21 protein-coding genes are annotated in these 18,266 nt (G+C 51.4%); 13 read left to right on the top strand and 8 right to left on the bottom strand.

The genetic code is table 11. The annotated features are described in order from the left end of the window. The first annotated feature begins 141 nt into the window (after positions 1-141). Together HU749_RS29450 and HU749_RS04990 are read left to right on the top strand one after the other, a co-directional pair. Complete coding sequence (locus tag HU749_RS29450) at positions 142-474, top strand: helix-turn-helix transcriptional regulator (RefSeq protein WP_367575881.1); 333 nt, start codon at positions 142-144, stop codon at positions 472-474. Beyond that, complete coding sequence (locus HU749_RS04990; protein ID WP_186650553.1) at positions 474-1,529, top strand: AAA family ATPase; 1,056 nt, start codon at positions 474-476, stop codon at positions 1,527-1,529. The genes HU749_RS29450 and HU749_RS04990 overlap by 1 nt, the downstream gene beginning before the upstream one ends. Before the next feature lie 144 nt (positions 1,530-1,673). Here HU749_RS04990 and HU749_RS04985 read toward each other — a convergent pair whose 3' ends face one another. From HU749_RS04985 to HU749_RS04980, 3 genes are all read right to left on the bottom strand, one after another. Beyond that, positions 1,674-2,504: a hypothetical protein gene (locus HU749_RS04985; protein WP_225919133.1), complete on the bottom strand. Its 831-nt coding sequence runs from the start codon at positions 2,502-2,504 to the stop codon at positions 1,674-1,676. 86 nt (positions 2,505-2,590) lie between these two features. After that, positions 2,591-2,752, bottom strand: coding sequence for a DUF6037 family protein (locus HU749_RS29750; RefSeq protein ID WP_496196832.1), 162 nt, complete (start codon positions 2,750-2,752; stop codon positions 2,591-2,593). Positions 2,753-2,817: 65 nt separating this feature from the next. Then, positions 2,818-3,933, bottom strand: coding sequence for a hypothetical protein (locus tag HU749_RS04980; RefSeq protein ID WP_186650551.1), 1,116 nt, complete (start codon positions 3,931-3,933; stop codon positions 2,818-2,820). 158 nt (positions 3,934-4,091) lie between these two features. Between HU749_RS04980 and HU749_RS04975 the strand changes: the two genes are divergently transcribed. From HU749_RS04975 to HU749_RS29140, 3 genes are all read left to right on the top strand, one after another. After that, entirely contained in the window at positions 4,092-4,730 is a 639-nt protein-coding gene (locus tag HU749_RS04975; RefSeq protein ID WP_186650549.1) for a hypothetical protein, read from the top strand. 69 nt (positions 4,731-4,799) lie between these two features. Further along, positions 4,800-5,837 (top strand): hypothetical protein, encoded by a 1,038-nt coding sequence (locus HU749_RS04970; protein WP_186650547.1) that lies wholly within the window; start codon positions 4,800-4,802, stop codon positions 5,835-5,837. Between the two features lie 118 nt (positions 5,838-5,955). Next, positions 5,956-6,696, top strand: a complete 741-nt coding sequence (locus HU749_RS29140; protein WP_225919132.1) for a hypothetical protein — start codon at positions 5,956-5,958, stop codon at positions 6,694-6,696. 85 nt (positions 6,697-6,781) lie between these two features. On the opposite strand, the gene HU749_RS04960 is transcribed toward HU749_RS29140, so the two are convergent. Beyond that, positions 6,782-7,357: a recombinase family protein gene (locus tag HU749_RS04960; RefSeq protein ID WP_186650544.1), complete on the bottom strand. Its 576-nt coding sequence runs from the start codon at positions 7,355-7,357 to the stop codon at positions 6,782-6,784. Positions 7,358-7,582: 225 nt separating this feature from the next. Here HU749_RS04960 and HU749_RS04955 point away from each other — a divergent pair, with 225 nt between their 5' ends. Then, the gene (locus HU749_RS04955) at positions 7,583-8,542 is read left to right on the top strand and encodes a site-specific integrase (protein ID WP_186650542.1); all 960 of its coding nucleotides are present in this window, start codon (positions 7,583-7,585) and stop codon (positions 8,540-8,542) included. A gap of 542 nt (positions 8,543-9,084) precedes the next feature. Continuing rightward, positions 9,085-9,450: a hypothetical protein gene (locus HU749_RS04950; protein ID WP_186650540.1), complete on the top strand. Its 366-nt coding sequence runs from the start codon at positions 9,085-9,087 to the stop codon at positions 9,448-9,450. Positions 9,451-9,819: 369 nt separating this feature from the next. On the opposite strand, the gene mobI is transcribed toward HU749_RS04950, so the two are convergent. From mobI to HU749_RS04935, 3 genes are all read right to left on the bottom strand, one after another. Next, positions 9,820-10,281 carry a conjugative transfer protein MobI(A/C) gene (gene mobI / locus HU749_RS04945; protein ID WP_186650538.1) on the bottom strand — a complete coding sequence of 154 codons (462 nt, stop codon included), beginning with the start codon at positions 10,279-10,281 and terminating at the stop codon, positions 9,820-9,822. Positions 10,282-10,520: 239 nt separating this feature from the next. Continuing rightward, positions 10,521-11,396: an ImmA/IrrE family metallo-endopeptidase gene (locus HU749_RS04940; protein WP_186650536.1), complete on the bottom strand. Its 876-nt coding sequence runs from the start codon at positions 11,394-11,396 to the stop codon at positions 10,521-10,523. 13 nt (positions 11,397-11,409) lie between these two features. Continuing rightward, positions 11,410-11,892 carry a helix-turn-helix domain-containing protein gene (locus tag HU749_RS04935; RefSeq protein WP_225919131.1) on the bottom strand — a complete coding sequence of 161 codons (483 nt, stop codon included), beginning with the start codon at positions 11,890-11,892 and terminating at the stop codon, positions 11,410-11,412. A 100-nt stretch (positions 11,893-11,992) separates the two neighbouring features. Between HU749_RS04935 and HU749_RS04930 the strand changes: the two genes are divergently transcribed. The 6 genes from HU749_RS04930 to HU749_RS04905 all read left to right on the top strand — a co-directional run bounded on the left by HU749_RS04930 (position 11,993) and on the right by HU749_RS04905 (position 17,142). Next, the gene (locus HU749_RS04930) at positions 11,993-12,742 is read left to right on the top strand and encodes a multiubiquitin domain-containing protein (protein WP_186650535.1); all 750 of its coding nucleotides are present in this window, start codon (positions 11,993-11,995) and stop codon (positions 12,740-12,742) included. Next, positions 12,717-13,904: a ThiF family adenylyltransferase gene (locus HU749_RS04925; RefSeq protein WP_186650533.1), complete on the top strand. Its 1,188-nt coding sequence runs from the start codon at positions 12,717-12,719 to the stop codon at positions 13,902-13,904. Before HU749_RS04930 ends, HU749_RS04925 begins: the two co-directional genes overlap by 26 nt. Then, positions 13,901-14,347: a ubiquitination-like system serine protease family protein gene (locus HU749_RS04920; RefSeq protein ID WP_186650531.1), complete on the top strand. Its 447-nt coding sequence runs from the start codon at positions 13,901-13,903 to the stop codon at positions 14,345-14,347. Before HU749_RS04925 ends, HU749_RS04920 begins: the two co-directional genes overlap by 4 nt. A gap of 224 nt (positions 14,348-14,571) precedes the next feature. Next, positions 14,572-15,204, top strand: a complete 633-nt coding sequence (locus tag HU749_RS04915) for a hypothetical protein (protein WP_186650529.1) — start codon at positions 14,572-14,574, stop codon at positions 15,202-15,204. Next, the gene (locus HU749_RS04910; protein ID WP_186650527.1) at positions 15,204-16,067 is read left to right on the top strand and encodes an ImmA/IrrE family metallo-endopeptidase; all 864 of its coding nucleotides are present in this window, start codon (positions 15,204-15,206) and stop codon (positions 16,065-16,067) included. Before HU749_RS04915 ends, HU749_RS04910 begins: the two co-directional genes overlap by 1 nt. Further along, positions 16,060-17,142, top strand: a complete 1,083-nt coding sequence (locus HU749_RS04905) for a beta family protein (protein WP_186650525.1) — start codon at positions 16,060-16,062, stop codon at positions 17,140-17,142. Before HU749_RS04910 ends, HU749_RS04905 begins: the two co-directional genes overlap by 8 nt. Here the strand turns inward: HU749_RS04905 and HU749_RS04900 are convergent. Next, complete coding sequence (locus HU749_RS04900; RefSeq protein ID WP_225919130.1) at positions 17,117-17,701, bottom strand: sce7726 family protein; 585 nt, start codon at positions 17,699-17,701, stop codon at positions 17,117-17,119. The two genes, HU749_RS04905 and HU749_RS04900, sit on opposite strands and share 26 nt — an antisense overlap. Positions 17,702-18,266: the final 565 nt, after the last annotated feature.

Below are 18,266 nucleotides of genomic sequence, written 5' to 3'. Positions count from 1 at the left end.
CTGCCATTGGTTGATTTGCGTATCTGGTCAGAACACTCTCACTCCGTTCTGCCCCTAGAAGCCTTACGGCCCTAGAACTTCTGTAGCCCACAACGACCTCCGACGCTACCGAACATTAATCTCGGAAACGCGCATATACCTATGCGTGTGGCAAATGCCAGTGCTCGCTATATAGCCAGCCGATATCCGTCTTTTACCCTTTTTAGCAGTAGTGCCGGAGGACGCTGCCTCACGCTTCAGGACCTAGGACTCAAATCTATGGCAATGCACGTTAGCAACTTTGACGACGTCAGCGACGATGACAAAATTCTTCGTTTACGCGATGTCGAGGCAATCGTCGGACTAAAACGCTCAACGATCTACCGCAAAATATCGGAGGGCCTTTTCCCGCGACAACGTCTTTTGTGCGGTTCCAGCGTCGGCTGGCGTAACAGCGAAGTCCAGGCTTGGATTCGGCAAAGGGAGGCTTTGTAATGCAGCCCCGAACACCTCAACAGCCAGGCTGGATGGTGGAACTCACAGCAGCGGTCGATATTCCAGTGGAAAAGATCCAGTGGATTTGGCCAGGCTGGCTGCCAAGGGCAAAGCTATCCATTCTTGCCGGCGCTGGTGGGTGCGGCAAAACCACGTTGGCAATCTCGCTGGCCGCCAGGCTTAGTAGAGGAGGTGACTGGCCAGACGGCAGCAAATGTGAGGCCGCAGGCAACGTCATAATCTGGAGTGGCGAGGATGGAATCGCTGACACGATCATTCCCCGCCTCACAGCCGCAGATGCAGACCTAACCCGCGTGCACATTATCGAAGGGCTCAGGGATCAGAGTGGGAACAGGCGACAATTTGATCCTGCAGCCAACTTTGCCCTTTTGAACGAGGCAGCCGCACGGATTGACGGCGTTTCATTGCTGATTTTCGACCCACTGATAAATCTCATACGGGGGGACATGCACCGAGCAAACGAGGTTCGGCAAGGGCTACAAATGGTAGTGGACTTTGCAGAGCGGCATTGTTGCGCTGTCCTCGGCATATCTCACCTGAGCAAAGGTACGGCCCAGTCCTCCGCAGCTAATCGAGTCATCGGCAGCCAGGCATTCTCCGCGCTTGCTCGCACTGTACTGGTGGCAGAGAAAGATCAGAACTCAGAAGCCAGGGTGCTTGTCCGAGCCAAATCCAACGTTTCGATTGATAACGGAGGAATCGAGTATTTCGTTGAGCCCATCGTTATAGACGAGCAGCTGGAGACAACCTGCATCCGATGGGGAGAGGCCATCGACGGTAGCGCTGAAGCCATTCTCGCTGCTATCGAGCAAACGGGTGACGCCAGACCCGCATCAGCTACTCAAGAAGCGCGCAGCTTTCTTGAGGAGACGTTGCAAGCTGGGCCTGTTGCAATCAATGCGTTGATGGCTTTAGCTGAAGAACGTTGCATTTCTTCGGCGTCACTTCGCAGAGCCCAGAAACAGCTAGGTATACGTTCACACAAAACAGGTATGCAGGGCGGATGGGCATGGGAGCTTCCCACCGCTCCCTGAAGGCGCTCAACGCACGTCGAAGGTGCTCAATATTTGTGTTGAGCATCTTCGTTTTTATTGAACGCCTTCGACTCGCGAGAGAGTCTGTATGACTGATTCCGCAGATAAAACCCCGGCACGCCAGGCACACAGGTAGACCACGAACTACTTCCCAATGAAATAGAGATTGCCGTTCTTGTTGTAAATAGCGGCAGGTCGGAAGTCCTTAGGCCAATTCCGTCCAGGATAGTATGCATACATCCATTCGGGCAGGTGACGAGCAATACCCGCCAGCGCATCCATGCCGTCCTTATCAGCTCTGCTAGCGTCAGCAAATAGTTCGCCTGAGGGATCGGTCAGGAAAATCGGGCCGTAGGCTTTCTCGGCCGAAATGAACGCTGGCGCAGCGCTCGCCGGAGCGTCGAACGGCGCGGGGTTCCCAGCAGCCAAATCTGCAAGCCTGTCGTATTTCTTGCCTGATCCGTCAGCATACTTAGCCGGCTCATGACGCAACTTTGAGATTTTTCCACCGAAGTATTTCTCTCTCGCGTCCAGCCAGGCCGACCTCACCAACGCAGATGCCTGCTTTGGGTTAGACGCCAGCTCCTCAGGCACCCACGCAGCAACCTGGTAGTGATAGACAGGACCAGCACTGCCACCACCCAGCAAGAACAACCCGACGCCAAGAGAGGCTGCTCCTGCGCTGCTAAATCCTGTGGGTGGGGATACGTACCCCAAACCTGCCGTCGCTAGACTTCCAGAGCCCCCCGACCGCTGCGCGCTCAGGTTATCTACTTCACTCCCGACCATTTCCCTTGGAATATCGCGCTGACCATCGATGCGCATGGCTTCCAGAACCAGCATGGCATCGGACCATTTCTCGCGAGGAACATCTTTAGGTTCCGGCAACGTGACCTTCGGGGTACTGGAGCAACCAACCAGCGCAACCAACAGCAAGGTACCAACGCATCCCTTCACAGAAAAAAGCATCGACATGAAAACTCCCTATTTATTCAGTGGTAGTCCGGCACACGCGGTGGCTGTCTTTGTGTTGACCACTATATACAGAGCGCCCCCTATATTCAGGATCGCTCCCAACTTCCACCAGTATCGGTAGAACTCCATCGTGATGAAGCATTTCGCTCCCGGCTATGACGCGCGGCTTCGGGCCCGAGCAACAACAGTGTCTTGTGCTGGTTTTCCTCGCTTGGACTGCCATGCCCTCCGGAACATGTGCTCCTCACCTAAATAATAGTGCTCGCCCCCCTCCACCCCAGGCACAACGCTAAACTCTAGCCACACCATTATATTAATCATATGTATAAATCATATGAAATCCATTATCGGGTGAGCGCGAGAAATGCAGTAAAATTCTTTCTTTTCCAGGAAGATTATTGTGATCACCAAATATATATGAAAGCACTTTTGCGATGCGCACTGCCATATTTGGGAGACGGGCATCATCACTACCACCAGCGTCATCACAGGCAAACTTTACATCGAAAATCGAAAAATCATCCGGCACCTCAAACTTCTCCCCATTTACCACTAACTCACTCAGAAGTTCAAAGGTTTCCACCTGAGCACCGTACCGACCGAGCAAATAATTTAGATCATGTAAAAACGACCGAGGAGAAAGCTGAACAGCCTCAGCAAGGTCTTGACCCCTTGCAGCCACAATGGTCAACGCCAGCCCTGTAACAAGTTTAATCCCGATCCTAAACTTGTATATCTCCATGCATGCGCGCCCAAGCTCATCCCCAGAAAGCGTGACAACTTTTACTACATCCCTCCCATAGCTTGCTTCAATCTTTCCACCCAAGCACTTGTAACTCTTATGCGCCGCAATATTTCGCCACTGATTAAGTGGAACACCGAATAAATTCTCACCAACAACAGCGAGGTTACCGTCTTCCCCAAAAAAAGACCTGCAGCCATCCCACAGCAAATGCAAGGGTATATCTTTTTCCACATCAAAATGGTTTCTTTGGAAAGCGGCAATCAACCAACCCTCCCTCGCCACCATAAACTCCAAAACCTTACCAATTACTTCAAATTGCTTATCAACATTCTCTTTGAAACTGTAATCATTGCGAATCCTAGGGTCAGAATTAAGCATCGACCAGAAAGAGTCATTACCTTCTCTACAGCCTTCTTCCGCTTTAATAAAAATAGCTCGCGCAACCAACTTGTCGAGCTCACCAAACCACTCCACCAATGCATTGACCGCCACTTCTAGGAAAGATAAATCCTCACCTCCTTCCCGAGTCATCAAAAACAGCTCAAAAGTACCCAAATAAGTGGCAAACATCTCAGACTGAACCTCGAATTTCTCCGCCAAAAACTCGGCAAAAGATTCAAAATAGCCTTTTACCACCCTCGCATCTTCCCCAAACAGACTCGTATTCGCAGGCGTGACCTTCATAAATATCCTTGTAGAATTTCAATTCAGCGGCACGATAGTCTCGTCAAACCTTACTATCATAACGATCCATCTGATCAGCCGGTAACGCGTGGCGATCTGGCAATGCCGGCATTATCATGGCACAAAAATGCAGAAGCAGATCCAAAGCGAGGCACAGAATGCAGGATAACTACAGTATTGCCGAACACCGCCATCGGTTCGCGATTTGGGCAGCGGGCCGAGCGTACTCCAGGCAAGGCCCTGGCCACACGATTGCAGTGGCCACTCAGTTGATTAATGAGTCAGGGGTGGGACAGATTTCGACACCCGATGACCTGCCTCCACCACAAGAAATTGATGCCTTTCTAGACCTACAATTCCGTAATGTCATAAACATAGCGGTCAAGTTGACCTACACACGAACTTGGAAAGATGAGACTAAAGCTGAACACTCAAGCCAGCATGATCTCATATGCAGTTACGGTCGAGCCCAAAAGCTTGTGAATGTCTATCTCAAGTCGAAACTAGTGTGCGCATTTTCAGACGCCGATCAAAGTAAGATCTCAGCACTTCACCCACCTCTGGATCGACAACTCCTGAATGCGATCGGCAGTTATCTTGCCCGTCCAAACCACAAAGGATCTGATCTTCAGAAAAAATTTAAAGCTGCCCTGAACCTAGGCGAAAGCTGGACAACTTTTGAAAAGCCAGCTTATGACGCACACCTCAGTGTGATAAAAGATATCCAAGCAGGCCGCCCGCTTTGGGGGATTGAATGGCTCTGGCACCCTAGTGCGCTAGAAGAAGAGGATCGCTGACCGGTTGACTTGATCATTCACCATTTTGAGACACGCGCTTCGTTAACAAGCTAACTAGACAGGGACTCAATGCATCATTCGACACCGCCTCGCCTTATCATTGACGACAGCCAGACCATTGTTGTGCTAGACACCAATCCCGCCCGAAACCTGGCTCAGCTAGATGCGTGTCCACCATGGGTCGACGTATTCGCAAAAATGAGAAGTGATGGATATTCTTTCTCACTGGCCGAGGAGGCTTTTACTGAGCTCGTTATACAGCGCGCGCGTGGATCGATCAGAACTGACCAGTTTAAAAGAATGTGTGAGCGCTTAAGCCTTTTTATCAACACCGAATTTCCAGTCATCTTAGGAGGAATTGATCTGTTAGGGATGCTTCAGATCAATCGATCATCCTGGACTGAGGAGTCATGCCGTAACATCTCGGCCATAGCTTGGGCTTTCCTTCAGCAATGCATTGAGCATCCCCCTGAAAGCGATGAGGCTGAGGCATTGATTAATGCTGCCCGTGACGAGTGGATCAACCGCCTAACAAATTGGCAAGCCGTGGTAGACAGTGCCAAATCCAAAGGGCAAGAAATTCTTCAAACTGCATCAGACTTAGCTCCGAAAGACCTTTGCAGCCTGATGGCATCAGAAGAAAGTATAATGGAATACCTATCTGCGAATCCAGAAAACCCACACCAGGCACTGGAAAGCTGGGTCGAGGAAAATTATTCTTGGGAGTCGATTGAACCCAAGATTAGAGAAGTGGTTTTAACCTCTTTCGATGAAGCTTTCGACAGATCCTTGCCGGAGACCGTCGGCATGCATTTGGAGGTTCGATATCACTGGCAGCAATTTTCTAGAATGCAAAGAGAAAAGCGACGCTATGACCCAAGAAACAAACGAAACATTAATGACGGCGTCGATTATTACTTATATGGGTATCTTAAACTACCTGCCCTCTTGATCACAGAAGACAATGACTTCTTCAGCCGACTTATGGAAATTGAAAGCTATCAAAAAAATTGGATCTATAAGCCCGATGGACTTGCTGAGAACTGGATGAAACAAACTAAACCAATGCCTTCCTTTGAACAACGAAGCTCCATCCGCCCTGTGTAGATGAGAATTGTGCTCACGACTTCCGGATGTGGCTGAAGGGGCTAGCAGGTGCTCTGAGCAGCGCACGTCGCAATCGAGTAGGAGGCGGACTCACATCCGCCGTCCTCTCACAACAGGCATGGGCACAGCTCCTCTGAAGTATGAACGGTGCGACGCCACAGTAATTCATGTCAACTCCTTCACTCGGGACTGCTACGACAACCCCTCTAAGGTTTGGGCCTTCTTCCGCCAGCAAGCGAATGGAACGCATGGCTCTAACTGCCGTTTTGGCGCTGACAAGCAAATCGTTGAGCTCGCCAGCACCTCCGACGGCCTAGTCGAAAGCGTCCAGAAAAACCGCTTCCGCTTGCGTCTGGTCGCGGTGACAGAAGAGTTGAAAGCAACTGCTAGGCGACTCAAGGAAGATGACGGTGGCGAAAGAACCCCTACTGCCTCCAAAAGCTACACACCATCATCCAATCGGCTGTCTTCCTACATCAACACCGCACAGCGCGTCCTTAGATTGCGCGCAATGTGCGACGAAGACGCTGACATCGAGGAGCACCTGGAACTAGTGTTTGCAGGCAATACCGTCGGCTGGAACCAGTTCTACTTCGAACACGCCCGGCAAATAGAAGCCCACTACGCTGTCGCAAAAAGTTCGACTCAATACCCCATTGCCATCCAAGGGCGCGTCGGTAAGATCAAGCGGGGCGTCAAGGACGATCCCAAGCTTAATGTCATGAACCTAGAACGACTCAGGGTCACGCAGGATCCCAACGAACACACAAACGGTATCAGCCTCGAAGTGAGTGTGTGGGCGGCCAAGGCAAGCTGGTTTGATGGACTGAGCGAGAACGACGAGGTCATCATCACGTAGTAAGCCGGGGACATCCGACACTTGCCTGCCAGGTCATAGCGCCCAAAATTATCTGGGCAACTTCAGCGGAAAATACCACCACCACTTAAACGACCGCAGATGATTTCGGCGAACCGACGTAGCGGTAAAGCGTTGTTCGAGAAACGCCATACCGTCGGGCAACATCGGTTACCTGTATCTCAGGATCTCTGAGAAGAGCTCGTATCTCACGTACCTGACGATCATCCAGCGCAGGCTTGCGTCCACCTTTTCTCCCACGGGCACGAGCCGCAGCCAGTCCCGCACGAGTTCGCTCTCGAATGAGGTTGCGCTCGAACTCCGCCAGGGCAGCGAACACATGAAAGATCAGCTTGCCGGCAGCGCTGGTGGTTTCGATTCGTTCGGTTATGGACTCGAAGGCCACCCCTTCCCGCTCCAAACTACTGACAATCCCAACCAAGTCAGACAAAGAGCGACCGAGGCGGTCCAGTCGCCAGACAACCAGAGTGTCACCGTTACGCAGAGCTTTGAGGCAATGCCCCAGCTCCGGCCTGTCCGCCGACTTGCCGCTCATGGTCTCCTCGTAGACTGTTGAGCACCCAGCCAGAGCAAGTGCATCTCGCTGCAGGTCGAGATTCTGATCATCAGTCGACACTCGGGCATATCCAATCCGCTTTCCCATACGTTTTTCTCACTCTGATTTCGGTACAGGAAAAGTGACAGGAAAGCGGTAAATCCCAAGTCCAAAAGATCAGCTGGAATAGGTGTGCCGTAAACGACCGTTTACGGGATGGATGCGCTCGTTAATTTCAGACTCTAAAAGCGACCGAAACCGAGCCTCAGAGAATCTTTTCTTTCTCATCCTCTCCACAACAGCTCAACACCTGAGCTGATTGGAGGAATGACCATGAAGCAAAGCTTCCACCTACATTTTGACCGGGACTTGAGCAAAGCTGGCTCGGCGATCCTCAGAGAGGCAGTCCGCTGCGGTCGCCTCAGTCAGCACGAGGCAATGATCCACGACCAGCAGTGGACCCAGTTCAGTATTTACGCTAAGGAATCTCATGAGGTGGATATCTTGGAGCTCGTCCAGAAAAAACTGGTGCGGCAATACGGCGAAGAACTCTGTACGCAGGTGTACTACGGGAATCTTTCGGTGCAGACCGCGGTGGGTCTTCTTGAGACCGTGAGTTCAGTTATGGCCCTCGCGACCAGTGGTGACTGGAAAGTCGTGATGCCTGATATTGGCTTGCCTGGCCATGCACGGATTACGGCCCCACACAGCCTTGATCAAGCGAAGTTCGAAGCCGCAGTGGAAGACGTTCAGGCCCGCCTATCAGAGCATCTGGCGGTGGTGTTGATGTTAGTGCGGCACCTCGGCATCTCGCTACGTGAAGCTGTTTTCTTCGACGCCCAAGCGGCTCTAGAGGCAGCCAAGGGGGATGGATGTATTTCCCTGGAAAGCGGCAAAGAAGGGCCGCATACACAGAGGATAATTAACATCTCGATGCCAAAGCAGATCGCCGTTCTGGAGACGGCATCCGCCGTCCAAGATGTTCATCGCTATCCACAATCAAAGCAGACATGGCGGCTCTGGAAGCAGAACAGCTTACCTGCTGCCAAGGAGATTTTACTTTTTCATGGGCTGAGCTTCTGTGATTGCCGAGCAGCGTTTGCATGTGAGCTTTACAAGCAATGGTCCGGTCATGAAGCCCCGATTCTTGGAGGGCGCGCTCCCAATGTCGAGGATCTAGAAGCGCGGGAACACGTCGCCTACGAACTCGGGAATTTGCGTATCTGGGAAACTGATGCGTACGTCGGTGCCCGAGCCAACCTGCGGAAGGAAGCCGCCGCAATCAGTCGCTAAGCCATCACACAGCAGATTTGGGATTAGATCAGACGCACTTAACCTTGGCAGAGCTCGAATCAAAGGAGTCTGGGTATGGATCGTTTTGAATTGCTTGTATATGCCGTGCTTGCCGTCATCAGTGCGCTGACTATCGCAGGTGTAATTGGCTACATGGTCGCAGCATATCTGGACAAGAAGCACGGCAACGATTGAGCCTTCAGCGGAACGACCAGATACCTGCAACAAACTGTCCGCTGCCCCTTGGCAGCGGGCGCTTACCAAAATCCATCGGCAAGGCACCCTACCGCTGCGATACGCAGTTTTTCCCCAGCCTATAAGGTCATGGGGTGACTTCGGAAGGGCCGTTAATTTCCGCACCATAGCGAAAGTGACCGGAGCGCCGAAGCGTTTAGATCAGCGACATGCACGCCCTCCATGTGGCGAGCTAACTTGCCCAGTACGCTAAAACTCGTGCGCCGACTCGCAGGCAACATCTGACCTTGGGTTTTCCGAAAGCTACCGGAGAGTGTCTAGCGACCTCATCTACCCGGAGCACCACCATGGAATTTCGTCACCTCGGTAACGGGCAGTACTTCCCACCCATTGCACCAAACAGTCGGGTTTACGCTGTACCTCTTGGGCAGGAAACCCAGGTAGAAATTTTCTGCCTGACCCCTGTAGGCATCATGGGCGCGGGCATCCAATTGCGCTGGTCAGAAATCGTTGGTTGTTACTACGACGACGAATCCTGGGAGATCATCCCGCGCAACTACTTAGGACGAGGAATGCGCTTCCGCAGAGGCCTATCCTGCATCATGGTGATCGCCGGCAGCGAGACTCTCACGACCCACATCCAGGGCTACCCCATCCCTATCTGCGTAATGAACCGCATTGCATTCGAACAGCAGCGAGGCAGTGAAGGGTAGCGCATCACCGCTGCCATCCGCTGCGCGACACGGACGCCAGCTAGGCCGGCACCTACCAATGTTTATTTTATGAAAGTGAAGCCTTTCACTGCTAATACAGGTCGCAATTGACCGGCAGGCTTGGAGTTACGCGTCACTGCTAATAGCAAATATAGCCTGCGAACCCCGCCTGCACGGTCCTGCTGGCCGGCCGCGAGTAAATGTACCGCACGGCACTGCTTATAGCCCGCAACCTACTCAAGCGCTGCAGCATGTCGCACCGAAATTCACTGCTGATGCAAGAAAGCCCCGTCAGACCAAGCTGCACGGGGCTTTCGGGCTTTAAAATCGGTTCAGATCCGTTCTGCACTGCTTATAGGCAGTCAGCCTCTATTCTCCCGAATAGAGATCGCCATGATCAAGCGCTTGGTATCTAGCCAGTTTCTTTTCATAAGCGACCAACGTCCGGCGCAACTGACGATTCTCGCTGGCAATGCTGCGAATCTCAGCAAGCCGCCCCTCAACCTGCAGAACGAGGTGACGGTATGGGTACTTAACAAACTCAAATGAGGAAGCCGGGTATTTATGTTTGCCATTCCCCTTGGCAATAGTCAGGGGCGCGAATTTGTTTTTTTGTCCTTGCAGCGGCACCAGTTTGCACCAGTATAGTGAGCACGCATTCGGGCTCGTCTGCTTGATAGACACGGCAGCTACAACAGATTTGACCCCGGTCTTTTTGTACAGCTTCATGGACGCATCCACATAGCTCTCGACCAAGCGTCTCGCACCTGCGAGCATCTGCTCGTACTGCTGATCCAGCAGGGTGACTATCGTTTGTGCATCTTTGCTCATAACCAAGGCTCTCTTCGCTGTAAGAGCAAAAATGATGATTGATCGCTGAGCACCCGGAACTCGATTTCAGACGGTTTTATCGTCAGAAATCTACCGAAAGTGGGTAGTCTGGCTCATGCTGTCACCTACCTCGCATCAGATGGCCGACAGATGACGACATGTCAGACGCAGAAAAACATGATATGCAAAGGATGCACAATAGATGACGACGGCAGCCTCGATGCCTAGCTTAGAAAGGGTCAGTATCGAGGCTTCGACCATCCTGGATACCCGTCGATTTCTTCAAGCAGGTCATCGCGATCATCCTGGACACATCGATAGCTACTAGATATAGGGCGCTGTTCAAGTTCCTCAAAAATCAGGATGGAGTGGGTCTGTTTAGTGGGGGCGTGGTAGGTCGCTTGCTCATAGCAGGCAAATCGACGGGCATCATCGCTATTGCTCCAATCCTGGGCCTCGCTATCAGCCTCATGAAGGCCACTGAATCCGGACTTAAAGGCCTTGGCAGCTGCAGAGCTCTTCGGCAGCGGAATACCTCTGGTGATCCACAGCCGAGCTTCTTTCAGCGCCTTAGAGGCGATTGAATACTTGACTATCCCTTCCTCGGCAACCACAAACGCTAAGTGAGCCCCAGAGGCCTGAGCGAACCTGGACGCGACACAAGATCGAGAGGCCTGAAACTGTTCGGCTAGTTCAGCGAGGTTCTCAAGCGTGAATTCCTTCTCTTCAGCGAGAGGTTGAATTACCTCCCAGGGAACCAGGCACTCTGCGGCGAAAATGTCGCACAGGATCTCTTCAGGATGGCGCCCGCTGAAGCGTTCAAGCTCGTCAGCGGGCACTTTTTCACCATGGCGGGATGGAAGCTCGAGAACGTGGTGGGCGATCTCATGGAGGATGGTAAATCGCTGTCGCAGCGGGCTGTCATTCTGGTTCACCCAGATGTGTATTTTGCTGCGCCGCTTGAGGGTACAGCCGGCTTCATCATCAGGCAGTTCTTGCCGCGATACATGAAAGCCCAGCGACAATGCTAACGCCTCGACATCAACAGGTACCGTCGTTACTCCAACATCTCTCAGAAGCTTTCTAGCCCGCGCGACCGCAATGCTTTCGTCCATGAAAATCTCACCCTTACATCTGCTGAATGAGCGCGATCCGCTTGAGCCAAGCCTCTTCTGTATTAGGACGCTCACCTCGAAAGCTCATGGTCGCAGCGTCCTCAAAGTCTTCCCAAGGAATGTCCTCGCGAGACATCATTAGGCCGTAGAGCGCGTCATCGATGGTTACTGGCTTTGCGAGCAGTTTGAACACCTCAGCCTCTCGATGCCCCAACCCTAGAGCCTGGCCCAGCCGCGATACGACATCGTCGGAAGGGGCCTGCTTATTACCCTTCTCTAGCCTCCAGATGTACGCGTGATCCAAATCGCCTGCGCGCTTCTCCAGCTCGCGAAAGCTCAGCTCTTTTCGTTCACGCATGGATGCGATGAACCCAGCCAAATCCATTATTTTCTCCAACCGCTTGCATTGCCCGCGAAGGCGGGAGTAATCTGTTGTCCAGCCAGACAACAGTCGCATTTCGTGTTCCATGATAAGCGGCTTTTTTTTGAAGTCCACTGTTGTCTGCCTGGACAACGATCTGCGGATCGTTTTTTTCGAACGGCGATGTTGTCTAGCCGGACAACAAACCATTTGGTTCCTATATGAGGGCTTTACCATGACGCAGTTAAACGATCTCGACGTAGAGGACGTGTCCGCCGCTGTATTGGCTGGTCGCGAAGTACGTGAGCACGGGCCATACAAAATCCAGGTGGGTAACGAGGGGCTGGAGTACCAGTCTTTGGTTATCTCGGATCCGGTCCCAACCGGGCAACAGATTCTGGAAGTAGCAGGGCTGCGCCCAATGGATGAGCACCTGCTCTTTCAGATGTACGCCAATGGTCACCTGGAGCTGCTCAGTCCAAGTGAGACGACGGATTTGCGTCAGGCGGGTGTCGAGAAATTCTTAGCGTTCAAGAGCGACCGCTCGTTCCGCTTCTTCATTGATGGCCGTTCGCATGACTGGGGTGGCCAGCGCATCTCTGGTCGCACACTCAAGCAACTCGCTGGCGTCGACGCTCATAAACATGAGGTCTATCTGGTGATTCCGGGCAAGGACGATGAGCTGATTGAAGACCATGACCTGTTCGATCTGACTCGCCCTGGGGTGGAGCACTTCGCTGCCGTGGAGATCAACATCAAGGTCTTCGTGAACACCCTGCCCACCTACGTCCACTCCCGCTACCTCAGCTATTGGGAAGTGGTACGCCTCGCTTACCCGGACGCGGTGCCGGCACCCAATGCGCAGTTCACGGTGACCTACGCCAAGGGCTTCGAAGGCAACTCGCTTACCAACCTGGTTGACGGCCAGATCGTCCGTATCAAGAAAGGGATGCACTTCAATGTCACACCAACTGATAAGTCGTAGTCCGCATCTCCTGCGCTTGCGCAACGAAGGGTACAACCTGGAAATCATAGGGTCTTACCTGCTGGTTCGAGACGTACCCTATGTGAATTCACAGCGCCAGGTCTGCAAAGGCGTGCTGGTTGTGATGCTCGATCTGACAGCGGATGTTGCAGAGCGCCCGAACGATCACACAGCACATTTCATTGGCGAAACCCCCTGTGATTCACAGGGGAGGCCACTTGAGCAGATCATCAACAATAGCAATCCGAACCAACTGCTGCCTGAGTTGACGGTGAACCACTACTTCTCAGCTAAGCCGCGCACTGGCAATTACGTCGACTACTACGAGAAGGTGTCGTTGTACGTGGCGATGCTGTGTGGTCCAGCTAATGCTCTCGACAAGGACACCACCGCGAAAACGTTCTCGCCTATCCGGTCGGACACTGAGGAGTCGGTGTTCACATATACCGATACGGCTTCTGCACGTGCTGGGATCGGTATGCCTACAGAGAAATTCAAGCGGCTGAAAATTGCGATTGTGGGATTGGGTGGCACTGGCGCGTACATAGTGGATCAGGTATCGAAGACGCCAGTGGCTGAGATCCACATGTATGACGGCGATGCCTTACAGCAGCACAATGCGTTCCGTTTTCCTGGGGCGGTACCGTTCGCTGTATTGGAGCGAGGCATGAAGAAGGTGGAGTACTTGCATGAGGTATTTAGTGCTATGCATCGCCATATCATTCCGCATCCTTGCATGATCACTGCGGACAACGTGGGGGAGCTTCGTACCTTCGACTACGTTTTCCTTTGCGTCGATAACACCAAGGCGCGCGAGCTGGTCGTGAAGGTGCTCAGGGGGACGCAAACCTCGCTGATCGATGTTGGCATGGGCGTGCACCTGGTTAACGAGACGCAGCAGGTTTGGGGTACGTGCCGGGTGACCACTCTCACCTCGGAGCACCATGATCACGCTGACCGTACGATGCCACTGACCGATAATGATGCGGAAGACATCTACCGTTCAAACATACAAATTGCCGATCTGAACGCCCTTAATGCGATGCTGGCAGTAGGGATGTGGAAGCGGCTCTGTGGCTTCTACTCCGATAACAGTCAGGCCGACCACATTACGTACTCGACCAACCTGAACGAAATGGGCAACAGTGAGGCGAGGCCATGACAATTAGTCGACTCAATCCGCAGTTTGTTGAGCATTTCCCGGAGAAGCTCAAGCCAGGTGAGCTTTACCTGGCCATGGAGTTTGCTACTGCTGTGCATCTGTGTGCGTGTGGATGCGAAAGCAAGGTGATAACGCCGTTCTCTCCGACTGACTGGCAGATGTCTTTTGATGGTGAAACGGTATCGCTGAGACCCTCGATAGGTAATTGGTCGTTCCGCTGCCGATCGCACTATTGGGTGCGATCAGGTCGGGTTGTATGGGCTAGCGATATGTCCCAAGAAGTGATCGATGCAGTTCGCAAGCGAGACATTCAAGCGAAGGCACTGCACCAAGCAGCTAGGGCAAAGAGCGAGGACGTAGGCCAGCCGGAATGGGCAGATTCTCAGGCTGAGCCTAAGGCCACGACCTGGTTTGAAAGGCTAAAAAGTCGGCTTGGGTTGTGATGGAGCAGAGCGTCAGGTGCTTAGGTTTGCAAAGAGGCGGGAATCCTTCATCTGCTGATTGAGGGGGGCGACGCAATCTAGCCAAGCGAGCTCTGCTTGAACTGCTGTGCCGATGAAGATGGCAGTGATGCGATAGATGAGCAGATAAGTCGGAATCGAAAATCTCCATCACGCTGGCAATTTGCTATATTCACTTAAAGAGCCATTCAAGGACGCAGGGCCGCATGCAAACATTGAGATGCCTCCACACTGGTAACGACATACCTTACACAATCTCCGATGGCATTGATCTTCGCACGACGGTCAGCGTCGACGTGGACTGGGGAGAGGAGAAGGCTAGGGTTTTCGGGCAGCTGATAGCCGAGAATCCGGGTGCTTTGGACGATCCAGCTAAATGGAGTGGGCTGCTTGATGCCTATCAGTTAAATGACTTTCACTGGGCGTGGGCTCAAAAAGCCCAGCAGTGTACTTCTGCTGAATATTTTTGGTTTTATTTGAAGGCGGACGGCAAAGTTCAGGCTGCATGTATAATCAAGCATCCAAAAGAAAGTCGGGTGGATAATGCGGGGATCTTCTACGTCGATTATCTTGCCGTTGCATACTGGAATCGGCGGCGGAACGGCTATGCCCGTCGCTTCGATGGAGTCGGTACGAAGTTGCTGGTTCACGCAATAAACTATTCGATTGACGTTCTAGGATATCGCCCTGGATTCTCGCTTCATTCTCTACCGTCGTCAGAAGGTTATTACCGAGGCCTGCAAATGACGGATTATGGCGTGGATGACGGTTATCAGAATCTTCGGTACTTTGAAGCCTCAGAGCCAGTAGCCCGGTCAATAGCGCAAGGAGCTGCGTGATGAGTGAAGACAATTTCTCTCCTTGGGATGACGCCCCCATCATCCCAAGCTCTGAAATGTCGCCTCAACCGTTGTTTGAGGCATTCAAGCGATTCAGCGAGGAGCTGTCAGGTAAAGATATCGACTCGCGAAAATCGGCGAATATGTCGAGACAAGAGTATTTGGCCATGCTCGCGCTTCAATCTACTGAGGTGGCTGGTGTTCTATATAGAAAGAACCCTAAAGCACATGAAACAAAAATCCACGCTTGGCTTTCGTCGTCTATCACGAAAGCAAAGCGGCTATCACTCATGATGGACATGAGATACAAAGGTATTTCTCAGGACGATATCAGCAACATAACTAAATTAAGTTTAGAGCCAGAGAATATTGTTAGGCTACCTGATATTCTGGCCGAACATTACGGCGTTATATTGGTGATTCAGCCAGGCTATACCTCGATGAAAATGGATGGCTGCGCACTCAAGTTAGCAGACTCCCGACCAATGATTGGAATTACGCTTCGATACAATCGCTACGACAACTTTTGGTTCACACTTGTACATGAACTTGCACATCTGTGCCTTCATGATGATCGGCTTGATATTCCAATCGTAGATGACTTAGACGAATCTATAACACAGGATATAGAAGCAGAGGCAAACACATTTGCCAGGGATATCTTTGTGCCGCGCCGTGAGTGGCGTGTTTTATACGAAAATCGTCACAGCGACTTCCAGTTAGAAAAAACGTGTGCGAGCCTAGGTGTTCATCCGGATGTTGTTGCGGGTTTAATAAGATTTGCTGCTAAAGACTACAAACTCTATCCCAGCCGCCATCGCACAGTGGACGTCAAAAAACTTTTGGGGTTTGCCGATGTATAATTACGCACCTTTCTTGAAGTTTAAGCAAAACGAGATACAGGCGGTATTTTCGATATATCCTGACATCCAGAAATTTACGCTGCCACTCTTTGATATACCTAAAGAGAAAAAGCAGGATACTGAGCTGGACATACTGAATAGGTTGAGCAAGGGCGAGAAGCAATTAGCTGCTCATTCAAAGAAAATCCCAAACCTAAAATTCTTCATAGATAATTACGATCTTGACGACAGCGTGCTTTTAGGCGGTATCCAGCAATACAGATACATTCTAGGCAAGCTTGAGGCTTACAACATTATACCTGTTGTTGCTTTCGATCGAGCGCCGGATCACAACGTCGCAGCCATCGAATACTGCAAGCAAAAATGCAAAAAACTAGGCATTCGACTGCAAACCGAGGATTTTCAGAGTTTCAACTTACTTAAGCCGAAACTGGCTAAGATTCTATCTGAGGCAGCTGAGGCAGGCGTGGAGATCACCTATCTCATTTTCGATTGTAGGATGCTTGAGAAGCAGGGGGACGTTGATGACTTTAAAGCTTCAATTGAAAAATTTTACAACCAATGCATTCAGCAATTTTCGATTAGTCACTACATAGTTGTTGGATCGGTGATTCCTGCAAATATTACGAAACTAATGAAAACCAAAACCACTATGATAGTTGAAAGGTTAGAGGACAAGCTCTGGCAGAAGCTGGCGTCCATTCCAGAGCTTTCAGGAATAAATTACGGAGACTATGGAGTAGTTAGCCCTGAGTTCTCAGAGTCGGATTTACCTGTCGAATTAATGCCTAAGTTTATGGCCCCAAAAGTCTTTTACACGACGAAGGGAGAGTTTTATGCTGAGCGCGGAGGGCAATTTCAAGGGCATGCCAAGGGGTATGGCCAATATTTTGACATTGCAGATAATATTGTGAATAAGCCATACTTTCGCGGCGCTGGTTATTCAGATGGTGACAAGTATATACACACCAGAAGTCATCTGAGCGCACGACGCCCCAAGAAGGGGGGCTCACCGGGCAGCTGGATCAAAGCAACCCTCGCAGCTCACATCACGTTTGTCGTAAGGAAACGTTAGTGCGCTTTAGGATGGCGCTTTGGATTTGTGCCAAGGCGTCGCTCTTAGTAACGATAGACCCTAGGGTCTTTGCGAAATCATTCCGATTGCCAGATTTCTTCTGGAACACTCCCATTTTGTCGGAAACGTCAAGAAGCTCTTGACGCCAAAGCATCATGAGTGCCTTGTCGGTAACGAAGTCAGGGTTATTGGTTGCTTTGCGCTCATACTTAAATATGACTCGGTCGCCCTTATCAATTGCAACCAGTACGCCCCAGTATTCGGGGAGATTTCGCAGCGCCCAGCGTATATGTTTGGTAGTCAGCACTAATGTCAGCTTGGGAAAAGAGTGAGAGAATATTTCCGCTTGTTTTATTATTCGCTGAATACTATCGGTTTCGCCTTTGATCTCATAGCAATGCATTTGTTTATAAAATGCGACAACGTCTGCAATAGCATTTCCATTGTGAACATGAAGCTCTTGCAATATATGGCTCGGCCGAGGAAACCTACCATTTAGATGCTGCACTAGCGCGTTTCGAATCTCAGCATCTTTAAGCATAGCAATAATTTCTTCCACTGCAATTCTGGCAAAGTTTTAGTTTACACGTGCGAGGTAAATAAATCGATAGTGGTGATGTGACTGGTTCGTACTGCGGTCTTCATCGCTACCTGCAAGCTGCAATAAGAAATGAATCGCACCATGGATGCGTACCCCTCCATCTCTAGTGCGCAAACAATTCTGCCAGCCCGCTTTTGGTCGATAACTGTCTTCCACGCAGCATGATGACCAGCTGTCAGCAATCCACAAACCAGTTGTAAAAACGGTATCCCACGCTAACCGACAGAGCATATGTGCCCAGCGTCAATAGAGGCCATTGCCCCTCGACATTAAGCCACCACTGCACTTTGAATAGAAACGCGCCTACCAACACGCAGACCAGAACACCTAGAGCTAGGCCAACCAAAGCGAACAGTCGAGCCCCTAACCCAGGATTTCCGCCATGCCAGTTCTCACTCAGGCAAAAGGGGCAGTGATTCGACGAAGGTGAATAGCCCCAAAAGCCGCGACTATATGTCGTTCTCGGAACCATCGCTTTGCCACAGTTGTGGCAGGTAACCATCGAGTGTCTCATACCGCACCT

The sequence above is a fragment of the Pseudomonas ogarae genome, assembly GCF_014268695.2.
Taxonomy (GTDB): Bacteria; Pseudomonadota; Gammaproteobacteria; order Pseudomonadales; family Pseudomonadaceae; genus Aquipseudomonas; species Aquipseudomonas kilonensis.
This window is presented reverse-complemented; position numbering and strand designations above follow the sequence as displayed.

Bases quoted from the DNA above. Each gene is read 5' to 3' on its own strand.
- HU749_RS29450 (WP_367575881.1), top strand. From the start codon at position 142: ATGCGTGTGGCAAATGCCAGTGCTCGCTATATAGCCAGCCGATATCCG.
- HU749_RS04990 (WP_186650553.1), top strand. From the start codon at position 474: ATGCAGCCCCGAACACCTCAACAGCCAGGCTGGATGGTGGAACTCACA.
- HU749_RS04985 (WP_225919133.1), bottom strand. From the start codon at position 2,504: ATGTCGATGCTTTTTTCTGTGAAGGGATGCGTTGGTACCTTGCTGTTG.
- HU749_RS04980 (WP_186650551.1), bottom strand. From the start codon at position 3,933: ATGAAGGTCACGCCTGCGAATACGAGTCTGTTTGGGGAAGATGCGAGG.
- HU749_RS04975 (WP_186650549.1), top strand. From the start codon at position 4,092: ATGCAGGATAACTACAGTATTGCCGAACACCGCCATCGGTTCGCGATT.
- HU749_RS04970 (WP_186650547.1), top strand. From the start codon at position 4,800: ATGCATCATTCGACACCGCCTCGCCTTATCATTGACGACAGCCAGACC.
- HU749_RS29140 (WP_225919132.1), top strand. From the start codon at position 5,956: ATGGGCACAGCTCCTCTGAAGTATGAACGGTGCGACGCCACAGTAATT.
- HU749_RS04960 (WP_186650544.1), bottom strand. From the start codon at position 7,357: ATGGGAAAGCGGATTGGATATGCCCGAGTGTCGACTGATGATCAGAAT.
- HU749_RS04955 (WP_186650542.1), top strand. From the start codon at position 7,583: ATGAAGCAAAGCTTCCACCTACATTTTGACCGGGACTTGAGCAAAGCT.
- HU749_RS04950 (WP_186650540.1), top strand. From the start codon at position 9,085: ATGGAATTTCGTCACCTCGGTAACGGGCAGTACTTCCCACCCATTGCA.
- mobI (WP_186650538.1), bottom strand. From the start codon at position 10,281: ATGAGCAAAGATGCACAAACGATAGTCACCCTGCTGGATCAGCAGTAC.
- HU749_RS04940 (WP_186650536.1), bottom strand. From the start codon at position 11,396: ATGGACGAAAGCATTGCGGTCGCGCGGGCTAGAAAGCTTCTGAGAGAT.
- HU749_RS04930 (WP_186650535.1), top strand. From the start codon at position 11,993: ATGACGCAGTTAAACGATCTCGACGTAGAGGACGTGTCCGCCGCTGTA.
- HU749_RS04925 (WP_186650533.1), top strand. From the start codon at position 12,717: ATGTCACACCAACTGATAAGTCGTAGTCCGCATCTCCTGCGCTTGCGC.
- HU749_RS04920 (WP_186650531.1), top strand. From the start codon at position 13,901: ATGACAATTAGTCGACTCAATCCGCAGTTTGTTGAGCATTTCCCGGAG.
- HU749_RS04915 (WP_186650529.1), top strand. From the start codon at position 14,572: ATGCAAACATTGAGATGCCTCCACACTGGTAACGACATACCTTACACA.
- HU749_RS04910 (WP_186650527.1), top strand. From the start codon at position 15,204: ATGAGTGAAGACAATTTCTCTCCTTGGGATGACGCCCCCATCATCCCA.
- HU749_RS04905 (WP_186650525.1), top strand. From the start codon at position 16,060: ATGTATAATTACGCACCTTTCTTGAAGTTTAAGCAAAACGAGATACAG.